The following is a 19,179-nucleotide window of genomic DNA, read 5'->3' as shown; positions in this document are numbered from 1 at the left end:
TTATATTCCATCTCTAAAAAAAGTTTGTATAAAATCATTCTTTACAGAAGTAACCTCTTTTAAACTGCCCTCATAGGCAATTTTTTTATTATCAATTATAGCCATTCTATCCAAAGTATTATATATAGAATGTAAATCATGTGTGACAATTACCATAGTAAGTCCGAGCATGGAGCGCAACTGCAGAATAAGTTCATCGAACTCTCTGGCAGAAATCGGATCAAGCCCGCTTGTAGGCTCATCCAAAAAAAGCAGTTTGGGATCCATCGCCAAGGCTCTGGCAATCCCTGCTTTTTTTCGCATACCTCCGCTTATCTGCGAAGGATACAAAAAAGCATCACTTGGTTTCAATCCTACCAAATCAAGTTTAAATGCTACTATATCTTCTATCATTTTTTCAGAAAGTGTTGCATATTCCTGCAAAGGCAACGCAATATTTTCCGCCAAGGTCAAAGAAGAAAAAAGCGCACCAAACTGAAACAGCACACCCCATTTTCGCCTGAGTTCCTGTGCCTGGCTTTCACTGATACGCTCAATTTTTTGTCCCAAAATTTCAATACTTCCACCCTGAAACTCCTGCAGCATCACCATTTCACGCAGCAGTGTTGTTTTTCCGCAGCCGCTTGGTCCCAAAAGCCCGTAAATTTCACCTTCGTTTACATGTAAATTGAGCCCATCATGCACTACTTTGTCACCAAAAACTGTTTTGACACCGCTTACTTTAATCAGTTCCATCATATCCCCAGATTTGTAAAGGCTATAGAAAAAACCGCATCACATACAATGACGGCAAAGAGTGACTCGACAACACTTTTTGTAGTATTGTATCCTATGCTTTGTGTATCATCTTTGACGATTAAGCCTCTGTAGATACCGATAGAAGCAATCAAAAATGCAAAAAACGGTCCTTTGATCAGTCCCACATAAAAATGTTTCATCGCCACTACCTCTTGCAGCCTGTCGATGAAAAGTGCCGGTGGCAGATCCAGACTCAAATCAGCAACGATAATACCTCCGAGCATAGCCATAATATCTGCTACAAAAATGAGTATCGGCAGCATGACAACAAGCGCTACAATTCTTGGCAAGACCAAAAATGCATAGGGGTCAAAGCCCATAGTCCGCATAGCATCAATTTCCTGTGTGATTTTCATCGCCCCTATCTGTGCCGTATAAGCTGAACCGCTTCTGCCTGCGATGACTATTGCCGTAATCAAGGGAGCAAGTTCTCTGAATATAGAAATGCCCATCATATCCACTATAAAAATATTGCCGCCGTATCGCTGCAGCTGGTAAGCTGCCTGATAGGCTGTCACCAAACCAATCAGAAAGCTTGTCAATGCTACAATGCCAAGAGCACGCAGTGCACTTTCATTGATTTCAAATGCAATCTCTTTAAAACGAATATTTTTGACACTTTTAAAATAGAGTAAAAAAGAGATGAAGACCTTCCCGACAAACTCCATAAAAGAGATAAATGAAAGGTAGGATCGATAAAAGGTTTTTCCCATATGCTCCAATATATTCTCTTTTGGAGGTTTGTATTTTTTATCGAGATTTTTTTTATGTTCTCTGGTCAATGCAAGTGTATGCAAAAAGTTTGTATTTGCAGACTCTATGTATGCATGGTACTCTTCTTGCAGGTCAGCCAAAAAAAGAGCAAAAGCGGTATCAAGATAAGAGGCATCTCTTAAATCAACAGTAATTTTTTTAAAATTTGAGAGCCCGATTTTTGCAATAGATTCTTGGGCTTGATGAAGATTGTAGAGTGTCAATTCCCCCGAAAACTCAAGGGAAATACTCTCTTTGTCAATGGTAGTGCACAGTAGGTTTTCAGGCATGAGATAAAAGTGCTAAAAATCTCTTTCTAAAAGTTTGTTTACTTTTAAAATAGTAATGATTTTATCTGCCTGCTTTCCCACACCGTCTATAATAGTATCATCACCGTTGACAGTATCAGGCGGCGGTCCCACATTTTCTTTTTTAATACGGATTGCCATTGTAAGTCTGTCTATCACAAATCCTGCCACATCAGAACCGTTACGCATCACAATAAAGCGTGTATCTTCGCTCTGTTTTTTAGGAGGCAGTCCAAATTTTGTACGCAGATCTATAAGCGGAATAACAGAACCGCGAAGATTAAACACACCCAAAACATATTTTGGAACCTGAGGAACTCTTGTCCATGGAAAAGGTTTAATAATCTCCTGAATGGAAAGAATAGGCACCGCATACTCTTCATCCCCTATGACAAATCCGACAAGCTGTACCACATCATCGAGCTGGTCAACAACACTGTCACTTTGTTCAGCCTGTTTGTTAATAATCTCTTTTAATTTATCACTCATTATAAAAACTCCGGTTTAAAGTTAACATTTCTCTGTACAACACTTGCCAAATAGTCGGAAGAATAAGGTTTTGTGATATACTCAACCATACCGGACTCAACCCCGCGCATACGGTCAGATTTACTTGTTCTTGATGTGACGGCTATAAGCGGCAGGTTTTTATATCTGTTGTATTTTTTGATCTCTGAGGCAAGTGTATATCCGTCCATTCTTGGCATTTCAATATCAATGAGCATTGCATCAATATTGTGATCGCCTGATTTTAAAAGATTGAGGGCCTCTTGTCCGTCGCTTGCTTCAACAATGGTAACCCCCATAGGTTCAAGTGCTTTTCGCATAATGGTTCTGTCTGTTTTTGAATCATCAACGATCATGATAGTATAGTCACTCGCCTTTGTTTTTTCTGTCACAACAGATTCGGCACTTGCTGTTATTTGTGTTGATTTTGTCTCTTTGGCCATATCCATAAGTGCCACGACATCAACGATAAGTGTCACACCTCCGTCTCCACGGATGGTAGCTCCCGCAATCCCTTCAATGCCTTTGAGATATTCACCGAGAGATTTGATAACAATCTCTTCCTGTCCTACCAAAATATCTACAATAAGGCCCAGTTTGCTTGTTCCGAGTCCCAAAACAACGACATAGGCATGTTCACTTGCATCCAAAATACGCTCAACTTCAAAAATATCCCCTATATGCACCAAAGAAAGAACATCATCACGCAATCGCATGACAGAACGTCCCTCTACTGTGTATATTTCATCTTTTGAAATTCTGACCGTTTCAAGCACAGAGGCTAAAGGAATGGCATAATGCTCTTCTTGAACACCCACAAGAAGTGCCTGGATGATCGCCAGAGTCAATGGAATTTTCAGTTTTATAGAAGTACCTTTGTCTATTTCACTGTCAATATCTATGATACCGTTGAGTTTTTCGATGTTCGTTTTGACAACATCCATCCCGACACCACGTCCGGATACACTTGTCACAGCCGCAGCTGTTGAAAAACCCGGTTTAAAGATGAGCGTGTAAGCTTCTTTGTCACTCATCTGCTGAGCTTCTTTTTCAGTGATGATGCCTTTTTCAAGAGACTTTTGTTTGAGCATCTCCGGATCAAGCCCTTTTCCGTCATCATCTATCTGAATAACAATCTGGTTACCCTCATTATAGGCTTTGAGTGTAATCGTACCCTCTTCCGGTTTTCCTTTTGCAAGACGCTCTTCCGGGGTTTCTATGCCGTGATCACAGGAGTTACGGATAATATGCACAAGCGGATCCCCAATCTCTTCCACAATTGATTTGTCAAGCTCTGTATCTTCCCCTGAAATAACAAGTTCAATCTTTTTGTTAAGTTCGCGGGAAAGATCTCGAATCATTCTAGGGAATTTGTTAAAAACCTTTCCGATTGGCAACATACGGGTTTTCATAACCGCAATTTGCAAATCAGTCGTTACAAGAGAAACAATGGAAACAACCTGATTGAGCTCTTCTAAGAACTCTTCTCCCTCATAACGCTCTTCAACATCATCATTGATTTTAATCAGTCTGTTTTTTGCCAAAACAAGTTCACCGATTAGATTCATAAGATGGTCAAGTCTTTTTACATCAACACGAATCGTCTGCTCAACTGTGGCAGGTGCACGTTTTGCCGGTGCTGCCGCCTTTGGATCCTCAGCAGAAGCATTTTGCGATGCTTTTTTATTTTGTGAAACAGGCGCCGGAGTCGGTGCCTTTGGAGCTTCTTCTTTTTTTTCTTTTTTTTCTTGTTTTTCTTCTTTTTTCGGCTCTTCTTCACTCGGTTCCGGTGGCATCACAGGCACTTCTTCACCCGCAGCTATTTTTGCTTCTCTTTTGGCTTTGTCTTCGGCCTGGCGTTGCGCCAAAAGTCTTTCTATTTCAGCCTCTATCTCGTCAGGGTCCATGTTATCATAATCAATTTCTTCTTCTACAGTCTCTTCTTCAGTTCCAGTAGCTTCTTCGACTTTTGCCTCTTCCTCTTCTGCTTTTTTATCTTCTTCTGCTTGTGCTGCTGTGGCATCAGCAAGCCCTGAAAGATCACCGTTGCTTATTTTGTCAAGTCTTGCGACACAGGCGGCTACATCTATGCCGTCATCACTGCTTGTATCACGAATTTTTTCCAACAATGCTTTCATGAGGTCAATTGATTCTAAAATAACATCCATAACATCCGGTGTTATACTCAACTCTCCGTGACGGGCTTTATTGAGGACATCTTCCATATGATGCGTTAAATGTGTCAATGTATCAAAATTTAAAAATGATGAAGCCCCTTTAACAGTGTGTGCAACACGAAATATTCCGTTTAACAGTTCTAAATCATCGGGACGAGATTCTAATTCGACCAAATCTTCGTCAAGCTTTTCAACAAGTTCAAACGATTCAACTAAAAAATCTTGCAGTATCTCTTGAAATTCATCCATATTTACACTCCCTATTTCTTCATATGTGCACGTACTATACGTGATACTTCATCAAAAAATGAACTTGCCTGAAACTTAACCAAATAAGCTTCTCCACCGGCTTCTTCCCCTCGTGCTTCACTAAAATGATCACTGATTGAGGAGTTAAAGACTATAGGAATATCGCTGAACCTTTCATCTTCTTTGACTTTTGCCGCAAAATGGAAACCGTCCATTCTTGGCATTTCAACATCTGAAATAATAATTTTTAAATTATCTGCCAAATTACCTTTATATGTTTCATATAAATCGTTCAGCTTATTAAGCCCCTCTTCTCCATCCATCGCTTCTACAACATGAAAGCCCATTTTAATAAGTGCTTCTTTAACAATTTTTCGAGCTGTTGCACTGTCATCAAGCACCATTGCCAAACCTGAAAATTTTTCTATTTTTTCAGGTGCAGAATCTGTTTCAGGTTCATACAGTCCCAAATCCTGTACTACACTCTCAAGGTCGAGGATCAAAAGGACATTATCACCTTCTATCTTGGTTACCCCTGTGATCTTATTGCTCTCAAGTCCTGAGGAACTGCTCATAAAACTTGCCGGTTCTATATCACTCCAGCTGATTCTTCTGATGCGTTTTGCTTCATGGACTATAAACCCTATCAGTACATTGTTAAACTCTGTAATAATGACGCGGGCATTTTTCTTTGCATCTTCCGGTTCAGTAACACCCATCCATTTTGCCAGGTTGACAACAGGAATGACCACTTCACGCAAATCAAATATTCCCTCTATAAATTCCGGTGTACTTGGCAGCTCTGTCAGTTTTGGCAAACGTATAATTTCTCTGACCTTAGAGACATTGATACCGTAAATACCTTCATAAACCTTGTCTTTTTCCTGTTTAAATATGCGAAAATCAACAAGTTCCATCTCATTGGAACCAACTTTTAAAGACTTTTCATCCATCTTTTATATCTCCCTAGAGTATTTTTTTTCTTCCAACAACTCTATGTCTTGAGCTGATTTTACAATAAAGTATCTTTGATTGCAAGCAAAAGCACCCAGATTTATATAGTAAAAGCCGTCTGTGCCAAAAGAAGTGTTTTGATGATAATGTCCCTCTATAAAGTAGTCGCAGGTATATTTTTCTGCCAAACGCTTTTGTACAAACTCTCTAAAACCCGTAAATTTTTTACAGTCATTTTTTTTGCTCAGATAGCTGTCAAGATTTTTCAAAATCGCATGTTTGGAAAATATATCTATATACTTTAAAACAAAAAGGACAAAAGGGCTTCGTATCAAAGATGTGTAGAGTTTGTAAAGTCTGTCTCCATCAAAGTCTCCATGTGCCAGATAGACTTTTTTCTTTTGATACAACGCTTCTACCGGCTGGTTTTTAATCGAAAAAACCTTTGCCTTTGGAAAAACATTTTTTATATTAAAATCATGGTTTCCCTCCAAATAGACAACTTCCGTATCTTTGGAAATATCATTGATAAGCGCTATGACCTCTTTGTTCTGCTTACATGTAAAGTCTATAGACCCAAACAGTGCGTCAAAGATATCTCCCATCAGGATAAGCTGGGGTACTGCCATATTTTTACTGTGAATTTCTCGCAAAAAGTATAAAAGTTCCGGACGCAGGTGTGAATAGTGCGCATCAGAAACAATGAACGCACCCTCTTGGATAATAACCGGTTTAGGGGACATAGGCTATATCTGGGATCGCCGTTGTTTCATCAAATCCCATCATCAGATTGGCGTTGACAACGGCCTGAGAAGATGCCCCTCTCATCAGGTTGTCTATGCTTGAAGATATAAAAAGCATCTTGCCTTTTCTCTGGGCATAGATGTCACAGAAATTTGTTCCGGCAACATTCTTCATGTCAACCGGAGAAGCACTCACCCTTACATGTACATCATTTTTATAAAATTCCTTTACAACGTCCAAGGCATCAAAATCACCGCTGACCTGTATGTAAATCGAACTTATCATACCCCGGTTCACAGGGACCAGATGCGGCACAAAACTGACTTCGTCAAAAGAGACATTCAGTTTGTCTGCAATTTCGGGAGCATGACGGTGGAGCAGAGGGTTGTAGGCAAAAAGATTGTCATTGACATTGACAAAATGCGTCACTTCACTGAGTTTTTTGCCTGCTCCGCTCACCCCTGTTTTTGCATCTATAATAATCGGCGTATTTTCTATGCGTTTGTCCATAAAAGGGAGAAGCCCCAAAATGGCAGATGTCGGAAAACATCCCGGATTTGCAACCAGTTTTGCAGACTTTATCGCTTCACGGTTGAGTTCAGGGAGTCCGTAGACAACATGCTCCAGGTTTTTTGCATCTGTGTGCGGACAGTAAAATGCCTCGTAAATATCCTGCGGCAATCTGTAATCAGCCGAGAGGTCAACAACCTTGACGCCTTTTTCCAACAACGGCTTGACATAAGCCATTGCTGTTTTATGCGGCAGTGCCAAAAAGACAAGCTTACATGTAAGCGCCATTGTATCAATATCTGCTTTTTGCACAACATCTTCACACACACCGTTCAAAGAAGGATGCAGTTTGTTTATCGTCGTGCCTCCTTCAGAATTTGCAATATATGTCAAATGAAAAAAAGGATGCTTTATGAGCATTTTTACAAGTTCAAGACCTGTGTAGCCTGTTGCACCGACTACGCCTACATTTATTTTACTCTTGTTTTGCATTACTCTTTACACTCAAAAACAATATCCTGGTATTTCACCTCGTCTATCTCAAACTCTTTTTCACCCCCGGGAAGACGGACTTTGACCTCATCACCCTCTTCTTTGCCAAGAAGCTGTTTTGCCAGAGGAGAGTTAAAAGAGATGAGCCCGATGTCAGGATTGCTCTCACACCCGCCTACTATCGTGTAGGTTACCTCTTCGTCTGTATCCATATTTGTCATAACAACCGTTGAGCCAAAGCTTACCTTGGTGTGCTGCAGCTCTTTGGGATCAACAATCTGGGCATTTCCCAAAATCTCCTGCAGTTCTGCAAGGCGGTTGTCTATACTTTTTTGCTGCTCTTTTGCCGCATGGTATTCCGCATTTTCTTTTAAATCTCCGTGTTCAAGCGCTTCTTCAATCGCTTTGACAACACCCGGGCGTTTTACCTCTTTTAAATCTTTTACTTCGGCCTGTAACTTCTCGTAGCCAAAAAGTGTCATCGGTTCTATGTTGTTTTGCATAATCTATTCTCTTTATTAAATTTTTTTAGTTGTATGATTATATCAAAACTTTACACTTTGTTAAATTTATTTTTTTCTATTTCACTCAAGGCTCTGAGAGACATCTCTTTTACATCTCCTGCCACTTTATTGACTTCAGCCGCAGTCTGTGCATTGAGCTCTGTCATGGCATTTACCTCATCAACGGCTTTGTTGATAGAATTTGCACTCTCGCTCTGTTCAGAAATATTGGCTTCAACATCAGTAATGGACTGTGTGAGAATACTCACTGTTGTATTGATTTCAGCCAGTGATTTTTGTGTTCCTTCTGCAAGCTTTCTGACCTCATCGGCAACAACGGCAAATCCGCGTCCGTGCTCACCCGCACGTGCCGCTTCAATCGCAGCATTGAGTGCCAGAAGATTTGTCTGATCTGCAATGTCACTGATAACCTGCATAACATTTTTAATATCCTGTGACTGACTGACCACTTCATTTGCTTTTTGCGAGGTCTCTTCTATGGTCTGGGCTATAGTATTGACCGCCTGTGTCGTCCCACTCAACTCTTTTGCCTGTGAGGCTGTCGATTTGTTTAACTCTTGCATTTTTGACTCAAGCATATCCGCCCGCTCAAGCAGTGCATTGGCATTGTTGTAGGAATCGTTCAAAAGTTTTGTGATGGCATCGCCCAGGTCATTGACTCTCTCTACAACCGCTTTTGTCTCTCCTGTAATTTTTTTATCAAGAACAATCTTATCCAGGTAGTTATAGTTTGCATACTTCTCAAGACCTTCGAGTATGTTGTCCATCACTTTTTCCTGGGTATCAAGCATTTTATTGATTGTATTTGCCAAAGTCTGGATTTGCGAGTTAGTTGCCTCGGAATTGACTCTGCACTTAAAAGAGCCCTGCTGTACTTTGTTAAGTGTAAGAATTGACTCTCCGACACACAGCATATCATTTTCAATTCCCTCATTAATCGTATCTGTCTGTTCGTTGACCATTTTTGCAACACGGGCAAGTTCATCACTGCCATGCAGGTCAATCTTCTCGATTACATTGTGTTTTCTGTTTAAAAACTCCAGAAACTGTTCCATCCCTTTACTTATTTTGGCAACGGAGTGTGTGATATTTTTGCTGATAAGCCACGAAAGCACTGCCGTAAACAAAATAATAAAGAGCATGACAAAAAGATACAGATAGAGCGCATTTTTTTCATTCTCATATTTTTCATGTGCCAAGCGGGTAAGATTCTGGCTCAGGTGGTCATCTACTTTCTTCAAAAGATTGATTTTTTGCGTGATAGTATCAAACCAGTAAGAAGCATCCACACCAAATCCGCCTATGGTATTGGCCTCAAGCGCAATTTTTCGCATCTTTTCAACCTCCTGCACTGCCGGTATAGCCATCTGCTTTGTATAATATGCCACCAGATAGGAAGGAGCTACAGAGTGAAATACTCGTAAAAAGCTTTTTTGTTCTGTTATAAGTTTTACAAATTTGTCTTTCATACCAGGCAGAAATTTATTTCTGGCAAAGGCATTTGAAAGTACTGCCCGCTCTATGCCCGCTCTCTCTTTTGCCATCAAAAAACTGTAATAGGCAATAAGCTTTCTTCCGCTTTTTATATCTCTTGCCAAATGTGTCATGTAGGCAATCGTATCAAGCATGGAAGCATTTGTAGCAGTATAATAGCCAATAGCGGTTTTAGCATCCATATCCAGTGATGTCACCCGTTTTCTTACACTCTGTAACTTTTGAATCTTTTGCACAAACTGATTGACCCATTTTCGTAATTCATGTGGATAGTTTTGAAAATGAAAACTTCTGATGTCCTCTTTGAGTCTTACCAGTTTTTTATCACTTGCAACTCTCTGTGCCGGAAGTCTTGTAACGAATTTTTTGGCATTTGAACCTATATACCCTGCTGTAGCACCTCTCTCTTTTTGTGTTTCATGTACAAAGTTTGCGATATCTATGGCAAGTTTAAAGAGTTCTTCGCTTCTTTTATCACTGGCTGTCAATCCTGTTTCTATCTTCTCCTGCACTTTTTTGAGTCTGTTTATTTTTTTTGTAATCGTATCAAACCAGTAGGTGGCATCCACACCAAACCCGCCAATCTCTTTGGCTGTCAGTAAAATGGTTTCCATCCGTTTGACTTCCTCAATCACCTTCCCCTGCAGAATCTCTCTCTTATATGCGATATCTTTTTTTGAGGCAAGGGTCTCAAAGCTGCTCATAAATGCCTCTTGTTCAGAGATCAGTCCTGCAAGTTTTGTTTTTGCCCCTTTGATAAATTTGTCATTTGCAAAAGTGGCACTTCCGACTGCACGCTCTATGCCGGCTCTCTCTTTGGACTGTAAAAAATCATAATACGCCAATGTCTCGGCACTGAGCTGTGCATCTGCTGCCTGCAAAGAAGCTTTTGCTATAAAATTTAAAAATTTAGCATTCATTTGTGTGTAGTAGGCAATCGCTTCCTTTGCTCCTATACTCTGTGCCGTCACCTGAGAACGAATGTTGTCTATCCGTGAGAGATCCTGCAGTGCTTTTTCAAGGTATGCTTTGACATCTTTGTCCAACAGACTGATGACATTTCCGTCTTGCAGATAGCTTTGCAGTTCTTGAATTTTTTTGTCCGTCTCTTCTTTTTGCGAAGAGAGTTTTTGTGCAAACTTTTTCCCTTTTGAGCCTAAAAACCCGGCAGTTGCACCCCGCTCTTTTTGTGTCTCATGCACAACTTTGGAAATTTTTTGATCCAGATCAACGATGATGCTGTATGTTTCATACTTTTGACTGTTTTGCAAATGGGTGTAAATTGCACTTATGGCTATGATGATAATGACCGCAAGAGGCACGGCAACATTAAGCAGCATCTTGTTTCTTACTGAAATCTTTGTTAAAAAATTAACCATTATGGCGCTCCTTTGCTCTCATCTCTTTATAAACTTTTTCATATTTCTCTTTTTCCATTTCTGAAACTGTTCTTCTGCAGGAGATATAGCCCGGTTGTCCATCACAGGAGGTAAACGGGTAGACCGTGGCAAAAACCCAGTAGTAGTCACCGTTTTTTGCCTTGTTTTTTACAAAGCCCCGCCATCGCTTCCCGTTTTTTATCGTATCCCACAAATCTTTAAAAGCGGCACGCGGCATATCGGGATGCCGGACAATATTGTGCGGTTTTCCTACAAGTTCGTCAACACTGTATCCGGCATAATGACAAAACTCATCATTGGCAAAACGGATAATCCCTTTCGTATCTGTCTCTGAAACCAAAAAAGCTTTGGTATCCAAATATATTTCAGCCATTCACAATCCTTAACTATATTTTAAAAGTTGTATATAGTACTTTTAGAAAGCTTTGCTTTTAGTTAAAGGTTCTAGAAATCCTCTTTTTTACACTTTCTTTTCACTCTTGTTTTACACTACCAAAATCTTTCATAGGAGGAAAATATGAAAACAACTTTAAAAATAAAGTTTCTTGGCTTGGCAGCCCTTGTCTGTACTTCACAGATTGAGGCTGCTGACTGGCTCAAACTACAGGGGTATCAACCGGAGTTTTTTGCACCAAAAGGTGTCATAGTGCCTTATCGCAGTCACAAACCAAAAGTCTGGGGATTTATTCAGGCAAATTATAAAAAAGACGAGGGAAAAGTTTTTATTGCCACTGACGGTAAGAATAAAACACCTTTTTCTCTTTTAAATCCCGACTTGGAGTCACAATCCGGTATGAGTCTTTTTCGGGCACGTTTGGCGATGAGAGGGATGGCTGACAATGACAACCTTGTCAACTACTTTTTTATGACAGAGTTTGGGAACAACGGTATCAATAATCTTGCCGGGCACAGAAATGTCGGTACTTATTTTACAGACGCTTCTGTAACACTCAAACATATCAAAGGGGCAAAAGTCAGAGCCGGTATGTTCAAATATCCGGGAAGTGAAGAGGGCTTGCAGGCTGTTTTTGTTTCTCCTTACATCGAGTTTACTTCTATGACATTCCAACAGCTTTTGGAAAGACAGGTAACAAAAGTAGGAGCAGCGCAAACAGGTGCAGCAGCAGGCGGCGCACAGACAGTACACTATACAAGTACAGAAATCAACAGACCAATCGGTGCTTTTAGAGATACAGGTGTGCAGATTTTTGACACCTTGCCACTTATCGGCTCATGGAACATCTCTTATGCTTACATGTACGGAAACGGAAACGGTGTCAGTATGAGCAGTTCCAATGATCAGGCAACCCACTACGGCTACTTTGCATTTGAGAAAATTTTTGCAAACCCGGGCAAAGGGTACTATACCAATTCACTCAAAATGTTTGTCTGGGGACAAAGCGGAAAAAGAAAACTTCTTTCCAACAACGGAACAACAACTACCCAAATTGATGCAGATCGCAAACGATATGGTTTAGGCTTTACCTATCATAAAGACGGCATAAGAGTAGAAGGGGAATATATGAGAGCCTCAGGGATGATTTATACCGGTGCAAAAGACACAGACCCTGATCCACAGACTGAAAACTGGCAGTTTCAATTCGCTGCAGGCAGTGAAAACAAAGCAGACGGTGGATATGTAAACCTTCAGTATGAAATTGTAAAGAGAAAATTCGAAGTATTTGGTAGATATGACTACTTAAACCGTCTGACAAATGACACCAAAGGCGAACGTAACTTTAAAACACTAACTCTTGGTGCCTCATACAGATTCAAAGGCGCAACAAGAGTCGATCTGAACTACATGATACGGGATGCAAAAGCGCCGGGTAATACAAATGCACAAAAAGTTTTAGACAATATGGGCAACCGTATTGCTATTCAAATAACAGCAGCTTTTTAAAGGATTGACAATGAAATTATTCAAAAAACTCTCAACAGTGGCATTACTTATGTTGCTCACAACAGGTCTATATGCGCAAAACAGTGATGCAGAAGAAGATAATGATGTGGTAAAGATAGTCTATCAGTGTGATTTTCCTGATATTCAACGTATTCATCTTATGCTCAACACGATCAATAACGCAGCAAGCTATTTTGACAAACATCTCATCCCTTATGAGATAAATGTAGTTGCGCTAGGTCCATGTCTGCAGTACATGATGAAAGACTTCAAAGGAACAGGATTTGTGAAGATGCCTTACTGCGAGCACGGAGGTCCGACAGGTGCCGGGACTGTTTCACGTTTTAAATCTTTAAAACAGCTTGGCGGTGACAACATCAACTTTTTTGCCTGCGGCAACACAATGAAGAAAAAGCATGTTAAAGATGAACAGCTGCAGGATTATGTCAAAAAAACACCTGCGGGCATCATCAAAATAGTCAATTTGCAAAGACAGGGATGCGCTTACGTCAAAATTAAGTAATTTCAAGCAAAGATTTATGTATTATTATAAAAAATAATACATATTCTTTATATAAAAAGTAAAAAAAATGAAACTCTATCAGAAGTATCTCGCTGTAGTATTGTTAATGCTGGTAATCTTTATAGGCTACTTCTATACACAAAACAAGCAGGAGTTTACTGACAGAGTGCATACTGTTTTACTCAATATTTTAAACAAACAGATAGAAAATGAAAAGGCACGGGCTTTTAATTTTGCCTTTGCCCTTTCTCAAAATGAAACACTCCAAAAAGCGCTCAAAAACAATGATGCCAAAAAAGCCTATGAGATTCTCCAGACACATATGAAGGCACTTGAAACATTCAGCGGTTCAAAAATCCGTATTCAGATTCTCTCAAATGATATCACTATATTTGCACGCAGCTGGGACAACAGTGATGCGGGTGTCAATGTCAGGGCCTACCGTCCTGATTTAGTTGAGATGAAAAAGACACTCAGTCCGCACCTCTCCTATGAAGCGGCAAGACGACTTGTACTTATCGCTTCCATTCCTATAGTAGAGAACAAAAAGTGTCTCGGGTTTGTTGAGGTTATTCAACGCTTTGATTCCCTTGAAAAATATTTTGCCCAGTACGACATAGATATGATTGCACTTCTTGATGACAAATACCAAAACCAGTCCGTACTGCTAAAAAACAATCCGCGTATTAAAAATACGATAGTGGCAAACAACGGAGCAAACATCAATCACATTCAAAATCTCCGCAGACTGGATTTGAATAAACTTGAAAATTTGGGTTCTGTGCAGACCGAAGAGTATCTCTACATATCAAAAGTCATTCTCAACTCCAAAGCAGAGCGTATAGGCTACTTTATACTTATACTTTCACAAGAGAAACTCAAACTTTTCAGCAGTTTTGAGAATGAACTTGAAAGCTTTTTCAGCTACTCAAGAAAAGATCTTTATTCTACTATTGTCAACAAAGAAAAAGCCTTTGACCCTTATACCGACTTAACAGCAAAAGAACTTGTTTCATTAAAAAAATGCACAACACAAAAAGACAGAGCCTGTTTGGAGAAAAATTTACGTAACAAACTTAACAGATACACAAAAGAAGAGTTAATATCCCTGTTGCTGGATGCCAACTCTCAAAAAATTTCAAGAGGAAAGATAAAATGAAAATACTTTTGCTCGAAGATGAGACCATTTTAAAAGAGAGTATTGAAGAATTTCTCAGCTCAAAAAACTATACAGTAGACAGTTTTGAAAACAGCAGTGATGCTTTTGATGCCATTTTCAGCAAAGAGTATGACTTACTGCTTCTGGATGTCAATGTCCCCGGAGAATTTGACGGGTTTTCTTTAAGAAAAGAACTCGCAGATGAGGGAAAGAACATTCCTACGATTTTTGTCACTTCTATGTCAAGTGCCGATGCAATGCTGCAGGGATATGCAAACGGTTGCTGCGACTACATTAAGAAGCCTTTTGATCTAATCGAGTTACAGTTGCGGGTACAGCATGCCCTAAAATCAAACTGTTTTAAAACCGACAGTGATATGCTCCAGCTTCCCTGTGACTACCAGTATGATGTTAACAACCGGAAACTTATCGGTATATCGGGAGAGATACAGCTGAGCAAAACAGAAAATGACATTCTTACTCTGTTTATCAAACACAGAAACCAGATTGTCACTTTTGAAATGCTGTATGAAGAGATTTGGGAAAACAATGTTGAGGCTGCCAATGCAAGAGTACAGATCAACAATCTGAGAAGAAAGCTGCCAAAGGATGTCATTGAGAATATTTACGGCATAGGATACCGACTTGATTGTCAATGAAGAAAAATTTGTCAAAAAGTACAGTCTTATTTACACACTGATTGTCTCTTTTATACTCTTAACCCCTTTGTCTTTGTATATCAATCATAAAATAAACCTGCAGGAAGTACAAACAGAAGTGGAACTCAAATCCATTCAGGCCCACATCATAAAAGCTATGGACAACTTTGGAAACCACCCTCAGGAGATCTTTGAATTTCCCAGGTTTGCCTCTTTTGCCTCAGGTCTGTACAAAAAAGATTTTACGCCGGTATATACGCAAATACACGAACCCCTCCCCTCCTATATGCCTGGATACCATTCCAAAGGTTCTAACAGATACCTCATCACACAACTCCCGGATAAAAAATACTTTTTTGCAAACTATTTGGTCACAAAAACAGAAATCTCTTTCGCTCCTGTTTTTTTTGAAGCCAGCCTCATTGCCTTTGGAATTATTACGCTCATCTTGCTGCTCTCTTTTTATTTTTTAAAAAGCTTTTCAAAACCTTTTAGAAGAGTCAATGAAAAGCTCGATGATTTTATCAAAGAATCCATGCATGAAATCAATACCCCTTTGAGCATCATCAATGTCAATGTTGACCTTTTTGATGCGCTTTACGGCAAAAACAAATACTTCAACCGCATAAAATCAGCAACACGCTCTCTTGCTACCATTTACAATGACATGGATTATCTCATAAAACAAAACAGAGTTGCATACAAAAATGAGCCCATTAACCTTTATGACTTTTTACAGGAGCGTGTCTCTTATTTTGAACTTATCTGCCAGTTAAAAGAGATAGAACTTCTCTTTACATGTAATGTAGAAAAAAAGCCCATACTTTTTTTCAGTACAACAAAACTGCAGCGAATCGTTGACAATACGCTTTCCAATGCCATAAAGTTTTCATTTGCAAAGAGCAAAATAGAGATAAAGCTTTTTCATGACAAAGAACAAAATATATGTCTGAGTATCCAAGATTATGGGAAAGGCATCCAGAACCCGCAAAGAATTCTTGAACGCTATTACAGGGAAAATGAGTATAAAAACGGTTTTGGCATCGGTATGAGCATAGTCAAATCAATCATAGATGAAGCAGGTATTGATCTTGATATACAATCTGAACCGGGAAAAGGAAGTCTGTTTACCTACACCTTTAAAAAATCTATGTTCCAATCAGTTCCTGTTTGATTGCTCTGTAAAATTCTTTGTAGGTGGCACGATGAAAAATATACTCTTTGGTTTTAAAAAGTGTATCAAATACTATTTTCCACAAAGTAGAAAAATTTTTATCATCTCGCAGCGCACATAGTTTTTCCTGCATTTTAAGTTCCAGTTTTGCCAGTTCCCGGGCATGTTTTACATACTCTTTTATCAGCGCATAGTCAATCCCGACTTCCCTGCAGTTCTCTATCAGATTCACTATACAGGCCTCTTTTTGAGTATAATCATTCTCCCCTATTGGCATCAAAACACCATCAGCAAGCAACCTTTCCAGGAGATCCTCATCAATATCAAAATGCTCTGTAAACTCTTTTTTGCTATAGTGCTCGCTGTGAATCTCAATACCGCTTAAAGTATTCATAAGCGGTGCCAGCATTGTGTAAGAGCTTGAAAATGAGTTGTTTTTTTTCTCTAAAACCAGTTTCACCTGTTCGTTACTGCTGCCCATCTCCTCTTTCATATACTTGATATATTTGATGAGCTCTATATGTTCCTCACTGTATTTATGAACATTTGCCTTTACTTTTACAGGATTTGGCAAGAGTCCCTCTTTTATATAGTAAAGTATAGTTGATTTTGGAACACCTGTTTTTGCCACAAGTTCAGACATTTTATAATCCATTTTTCATCCTAATTAATAACTGATTAAGAATTATATCATATAATTCAAATTGTAAAGTGTAGCTTTACACTATTTACTTTAAATGGAGTTTACATGCCTAGACAGATACCTTGGTGGGTTGGCGGAATTGCAATGAGTTTACTTTTTTATTTTAGCTTTTCAACTTTTGGAGCAAATCGTCCTATCGGTGCTTCAACCGGAATGGCGTACCTTGCAACTGTTTTGTTTGGACTTGATGCAAACAGTTATGCTTATACAGCAGAGATAGAACAATCCGGAGCATGGGAAGGTGTCATGCTGATCGGTTTGTTCTTTGGCGGACTTTTTATGTCAATTTTTGTAACAAAGTCTTTTCATTTGAGTCTTATCCCCACTCTCTGGAAAGAGAGAAAAAACAGATCAGTCAAATCCCGTATGATTTGGAGTTTTATTGCCGGATTTCTGCTTGTATTTGGTGCCAGACTTGCAGGCGGATGTAATGCCGGGCATATTTTGTCCGGTGGCAGTCAATTGGCACTCAGTGGTATAATCTTTGCCGTTTTTGCACTGGGAACAGGTGTGATAACAGGAAGATTTTTTTACAAAAAAAAGGTTTGCAAAAATGACAGATAGAATTGTACATATGTTTGATACAGTAGCAAAGCAAGGGCATGGTTCTGTTTGGACGGTGCTGTTCATAGGCTTTGTTTTTGGTGCCGTTATTTTATACTCAAGACTGGATAAATTTGAAAAAATGGCTGGTTTTATGATTTTTGAAGACACCCTTGTTCCTCGTATGGCGATGACAACCGTTGCACTTTCAAGCCTGGGATTTTATATTTTGGTACAGACCGGGTATGCTTCTTATTCGGTAAAACCTGTTTTGCTTGCAGGACTTATCACAGGGGCAATACTTTTTGGTATCGGCTTGGTTATTTTAGGAAAATGTCCCTCTGCTTTTTTTGTTTCTGTATCTGAGGGCCGCATAGATGCTCTTGTCGGTGTTTTGGGAGGAATGGTCGGAGGAGCGGTTTTTACGCTTTTTTACCCTCAGATAAAAAACCTCATGGGCCCGGATTTGGGAAAAGTGCAGATATTTCATTATTTTGAATATCACGCTTTACTTGTTGTACTGATTTTTAGTACTATTTTACTTATCACTGCATATCTGCTGCCGACAATAGAATACAAAGACCCTGCAGATTTCAACAAAAATTAGATACAAAGGAAAAAATATGGCATATATACAACTACCGGAATTTGAAGAAATGAGTCCTGCAATTCAGGACAAAGCAAGACCTATTTTAGAAAAAACCGGAAAACTCGGAGAGATATTCAAACTCTTGGCACTTGATGAAAAAGTCTACTTTGCGACAGATACAATGATACAAAAATACCTTTTGGATGAAACAACACTCTCATACGATATAAAAGAGTCTATTGCCCTGCTTATATCTTTGGAAAATGGCTGCAAAATGTGTGTAGATGTCCATAAAAGTATCGCCAAAATGTTAGGGATGAGTGAAGAAAGAATCGAAGAAGTACTCAAAGGCGTTGATTCAATGGACTCAAATGAAGCAGAAAAAGCACTTTTGAACTTCTGTATACGCGCATCCAAAAAAGACAACTACAAAGTGACAAAAGAAGAGATAGACAACTTAAAAAAGCTCGGCTGGAGTGATGTTCAAATAGTCGAAGCGGTTGCTATTACCGGTTATTTTAATTACATTAACACACTGTCAAATGTTTTTGGCTTAGAGTAAGCATATGAAAAATATTTTTTTAATTCTTACCCTTTTTAATCTGCTTGCCAATGCCAAAGAATATAAAGTTGTCTTTGACTGCAGTTCGGGCAATGCCTCTTATATAAAAAGTCGTATGTGGCTTGTCGGAAAAACCATAGATATGATAGAGGAACAGGGAGATACTGCAAAAGTAGCACTGACACTGCACGGTTCCTGTGTTGCAATGGTGGCAAATGACTATGACATGATAGTACCGGATGAAGATGTTCAAGATATAAAACAATCCCAGCAATACCTCAAAAAACTTGCAAAAAGAAAAAATGTCACCATCACTGCCTGTGCTATGTCTCTGGCACATAATGCCATTGAAAAAACAGATGTTATGCCTTTTGTGAAAATCTCAAAAAACAGTTTTATCGATACTATCAGATACCAAAATGACGGGTATGCACTTATGAGTTTCAAATAAGAA

Annotated in this window: 20 protein-coding genes; 9 read left to right on the top strand and 11 right to left on the bottom strand. The window is 39.3% G+C overall.

Going from position 1 to position 19,179, the window contains the following annotated elements:
* The 10 genes from FJR45_RS03515 to FJR45_RS03470 are packed head-to-tail and all read right to left on the bottom strand — an operon-like array spanning position 1 to position 11,283.
* Positions 1-738 (bottom strand): ABC transporter ATP-binding protein, encoded by a 738-nt coding sequence (locus tag FJR45_RS03515; RefSeq protein WP_193151376.1) that lies wholly within the window; start codon positions 736-738, stop codon positions 1-3.
* A complete protein-coding gene (locus tag FJR45_RS03510; RefSeq protein ID WP_193151375.1) occupies positions 735-1,841 on the bottom strand; it encodes an MlaE family ABC transporter permease in 1,107 nt (368 codons plus the stop codon). Before FJR45_RS03510 ends, FJR45_RS03515 begins: the two co-directional genes overlap by 4 nt.
* Positions 1,842-1,853: 12 nt before the next feature.
* Positions 1,854-2,348, bottom strand: coding sequence for a chemotaxis protein CheW (locus FJR45_RS03505; protein ID WP_193151374.1), 495 nt, complete (start codon positions 2,346-2,348; stop codon positions 1,854-1,856).
* Positions 2,348-4,792: a hybrid sensor histidine kinase/response regulator gene (locus tag FJR45_RS03500; RefSeq protein ID WP_193151373.1), complete on the bottom strand. Its 2,445-nt coding sequence runs from the start codon at positions 4,790-4,792 to the stop codon at positions 2,348-2,350. Before FJR45_RS03500 ends, FJR45_RS03505 begins: the two co-directional genes overlap by 1 nt.
* Positions 4,793-4,803: 11 nt before the next feature.
* On the bottom strand, positions 4,804-5,745 hold the full coding sequence (locus FJR45_RS03495) for a chemotaxis protein (protein WP_193151372.1): 942 nt from the start codon (positions 5,743-5,745) through the stop codon (positions 4,804-4,806).
* 3 nt (positions 5,746-5,748) lie between these two features.
* Positions 5,749-6,489, bottom strand: coding sequence for a UDP-2,3-diacylglucosamine diphosphatase (locus FJR45_RS03490; RefSeq protein ID WP_193151371.1), 741 nt, complete (start codon positions 6,487-6,489; stop codon positions 5,749-5,751).
* Entirely contained in the window at positions 6,479-7,492 is a 1,014-nt protein-coding gene (gene argC, locus FJR45_RS03485) for an N-acetyl-gamma-glutamyl-phosphate reductase (protein ID WP_193151370.1), read from the bottom strand. The genes FJR45_RS03490 and argC overlap by 11 nt, the downstream gene beginning before the upstream one ends.
* Positions 7,492-7,995: a transcription elongation factor GreA gene (greA, locus tag FJR45_RS03480; protein ID WP_193151369.1), complete on the bottom strand. Its 504-nt coding sequence runs from the start codon at positions 7,993-7,995 to the stop codon at positions 7,492-7,494. Before greA ends, argC begins: the two co-directional genes overlap by 1 nt.
* A gap of 50 nt (positions 7,996-8,045) precedes the next feature.
* A complete protein-coding gene (locus FJR45_RS12600; RefSeq protein ID WP_193151368.1) occupies positions 8,046-10,889 on the bottom strand; it encodes a methyl-accepting chemotaxis protein in 2,844 nt (947 codons plus the stop codon).
* Positions 10,882-11,283 carry a PAS domain-containing protein gene (locus tag FJR45_RS03470; protein ID WP_193151367.1) on the bottom strand — a complete coding sequence of 134 codons (402 nt, stop codon included), beginning with the start codon at positions 11,281-11,283 and terminating at the stop codon, positions 10,882-10,884. The genes FJR45_RS12600 and FJR45_RS03470 overlap by 8 nt, the downstream gene beginning before the upstream one ends.
* Before the next feature lie 144 nt (positions 11,284-11,427).
* Between FJR45_RS03470 and FJR45_RS03465 the strand changes: the two genes are divergently transcribed.
* The 5 genes from FJR45_RS03465 to FJR45_RS03445 all read left to right on the top strand — a co-directional run bounded on the left by FJR45_RS03465 (position 11,428) and on the right by FJR45_RS03445 (position 16,328).
* Entirely contained in the window at positions 11,428-12,813 is a 1,386-nt protein-coding gene (locus FJR45_RS03465; RefSeq protein ID WP_193151366.1) for a putative porin, read from the top strand.
* A gap of 10 nt (positions 12,814-12,823) precedes the next feature.
* Positions 12,824-13,336 carry a DsrE family protein gene (locus FJR45_RS03460; RefSeq protein ID WP_193151365.1) on the top strand — a complete coding sequence of 171 codons (513 nt, stop codon included), beginning with the start codon at positions 12,824-12,826 and terminating at the stop codon, positions 13,334-13,336.
* Positions 13,337-13,403: 67 nt separating this feature from the next.
* On the top strand, positions 13,404-14,495 hold the full coding sequence (locus FJR45_RS03455; RefSeq protein ID WP_193151364.1) for a cache domain-containing protein: 1,092 nt from the start codon (positions 13,404-13,406) through the stop codon (positions 14,493-14,495).
* Positions 14,492-15,154, top strand: coding sequence for a response regulator transcription factor (locus FJR45_RS03450; RefSeq protein ID WP_193151363.1), 663 nt, complete (start codon positions 14,492-14,494; stop codon positions 15,152-15,154). The genes FJR45_RS03455 and FJR45_RS03450 overlap by 4 nt, the downstream gene beginning before the upstream one ends.
* Positions 15,141-16,328, top strand: a complete 1,188-nt coding sequence (locus FJR45_RS03445; RefSeq protein ID WP_193151362.1) for a sensor histidine kinase — start codon at positions 15,141-15,143, stop codon at positions 16,326-16,328. The genes FJR45_RS03450 and FJR45_RS03445 overlap by 14 nt, the downstream gene beginning before the upstream one ends.
* Here the strand turns inward: FJR45_RS03445 and FJR45_RS03440 are convergent.
* Positions 16,303-16,983: a MerR family transcriptional regulator gene (locus FJR45_RS03440; RefSeq protein ID WP_193151361.1), complete on the bottom strand. Its 681-nt coding sequence runs from the start codon at positions 16,981-16,983 to the stop codon at positions 16,303-16,305. The genes FJR45_RS03445 and FJR45_RS03440 overlap by 26 nt on opposite strands.
* A 93-nt stretch (positions 16,984-17,076) precedes the next feature.
* Here FJR45_RS03440 and FJR45_RS03435 point away from each other — a divergent pair, with 93 nt between their 5' ends.
* From FJR45_RS03435 to FJR45_RS03420, 4 genes are read left to right on the top strand one after another with little or no spacing between them, the layout of a single operon-like run.
* Positions 17,077-17,595, top strand: coding sequence for a YeeE/YedE thiosulfate transporter family protein (locus FJR45_RS03435; protein ID WP_193151360.1), 519 nt, complete (start codon positions 17,077-17,079; stop codon positions 17,593-17,595).
* Positions 17,585-18,181: a YeeE/YedE thiosulfate transporter family protein gene (locus FJR45_RS03430; protein WP_193151359.1), complete on the top strand. Its 597-nt coding sequence runs from the start codon at positions 17,585-17,587 to the stop codon at positions 18,179-18,181. The genes FJR45_RS03435 and FJR45_RS03430 overlap by 11 nt, the downstream gene beginning before the upstream one ends.
* A 16-nt stretch (positions 18,182-18,197) precedes the next feature.
* Positions 18,198-18,725 carry a carboxymuconolactone decarboxylase family protein gene (locus FJR45_RS03425; RefSeq protein ID WP_193151358.1) on the top strand — a complete coding sequence of 176 codons (528 nt, stop codon included), beginning with the start codon at positions 18,198-18,200 and terminating at the stop codon, positions 18,723-18,725.
* Between the two features lie 4 nt (positions 18,726-18,729).
* The gene (locus FJR45_RS03420; protein WP_193151357.1) at positions 18,730-19,176 is read left to right on the top strand and encodes a DsrE family protein; all 447 of its coding nucleotides are present in this window, start codon (positions 18,730-18,732) and stop codon (positions 19,174-19,176) included.
* Positions 19,177-19,179 lie beyond the last annotated feature (3 nt).

The organism is Sulfurimonas sediminis (assembly GCF_014905115.1).
Classification (GTDB): domain Bacteria; phylum Campylobacterota; class Campylobacteria; order Campylobacterales; family Sulfurimonadaceae; genus Sulfurimonas; species Sulfurimonas sediminis.
Note: the sequence above shows the minus strand (reverse complement) of the source record. Positions and strands in the feature narration are given on the sequence as shown.

Coding starts and splice junctions, on each gene's coding strand:
- FJR45_RS03515 (WP_193151376.1), bottom strand. CDS start 738: ATGATGGAACTGATTAAAGTAAGCGGTGTCAAAACAGTTTTTGGTGAC.
- FJR45_RS03510 (WP_193151375.1), bottom strand. CDS start 1,841: ATGCCTGAAAACCTACTGTGCACTACCATTGACAAAGAGAGTATTTCC.
- FJR45_RS03505 (WP_193151374.1), bottom strand. CDS start 2,348: ATGAGTGATAAATTAAAAGAGATTATTAACAAACAGGCTGAACAAAGT.
- FJR45_RS03500 (WP_193151373.1), bottom strand. CDS start 4,792: ATGGATGAATTTCAAGAGATACTGCAAGATTTTTTAGTTGAATCGTTT.
- FJR45_RS03495 (WP_193151372.1), bottom strand. CDS start 5,745: ATGGATGAAAAGTCTTTAAAAGTTGGTTCCAATGAGATGGAACTTGTT.
- FJR45_RS03490 (WP_193151371.1), bottom strand. CDS start 6,489: ATGTCCCCTAAACCGGTTATTATCCAAGAGGGTGCGTTCATTGTTTCT.
- argC (WP_193151370.1), bottom strand. CDS start 7,492: ATGCAAAACAAGAGTAAAATAAATGTAGGCGTAGTCGGTGCAACAGGC.
- greA (WP_193151369.1), bottom strand. CDS start 7,995: ATGCAAAACAACATAGAACCGATGACACTTTTTGGCTACGAGAAGTTA.
- FJR45_RS12600 (WP_193151368.1), bottom strand. CDS start 10,889: ATGGTTAATTTTTTAACAAAGATTTCAGTAAGAAACAAGATGCTGCTT.
- FJR45_RS03470 (WP_193151367.1), bottom strand. CDS start 11,283: ATGGCTGAAATATATTTGGATACCAAAGCTTTTTTGGTTTCAGAGACA.
- FJR45_RS03465 (WP_193151366.1), top strand. CDS start 11,428: ATGAAAACAACTTTAAAAATAAAGTTTCTTGGCTTGGCAGCCCTTGTC.
- FJR45_RS03460 (WP_193151365.1), top strand. CDS start 12,824: ATGAAATTATTCAAAAAACTCTCAACAGTGGCATTACTTATGTTGCTC.
- FJR45_RS03455 (WP_193151364.1), top strand. CDS start 13,404: ATGAAACTCTATCAGAAGTATCTCGCTGTAGTATTGTTAATGCTGGTA.
- FJR45_RS03450 (WP_193151363.1), top strand. CDS start 14,492: ATGAAAATACTTTTGCTCGAAGATGAGACCATTTTAAAAGAGAGTATT.
- FJR45_RS03440 (WP_193151361.1), bottom strand. CDS start 16,983: ATGGATTATAAAATGTCTGAACTTGTGGCAAAAACAGGTGTTCCAAAA.
- FJR45_RS03435 (WP_193151360.1), top strand. CDS start 17,077: ATGCCTAGACAGATACCTTGGTGGGTTGGCGGAATTGCAATGAGTTTA.
- FJR45_RS03430 (WP_193151359.1), top strand. CDS start 17,585: ATGACAGATAGAATTGTACATATGTTTGATACAGTAGCAAAGCAAGGG.
- FJR45_RS03425 (WP_193151358.1), top strand. CDS start 18,198: ATGGCATATATACAACTACCGGAATTTGAAGAAATGAGTCCTGCAATT.
- FJR45_RS03420 (WP_193151357.1), top strand. CDS start 18,730: ATGAAAAATATTTTTTTAATTCTTACCCTTTTTAATCTGCTTGCCAAT.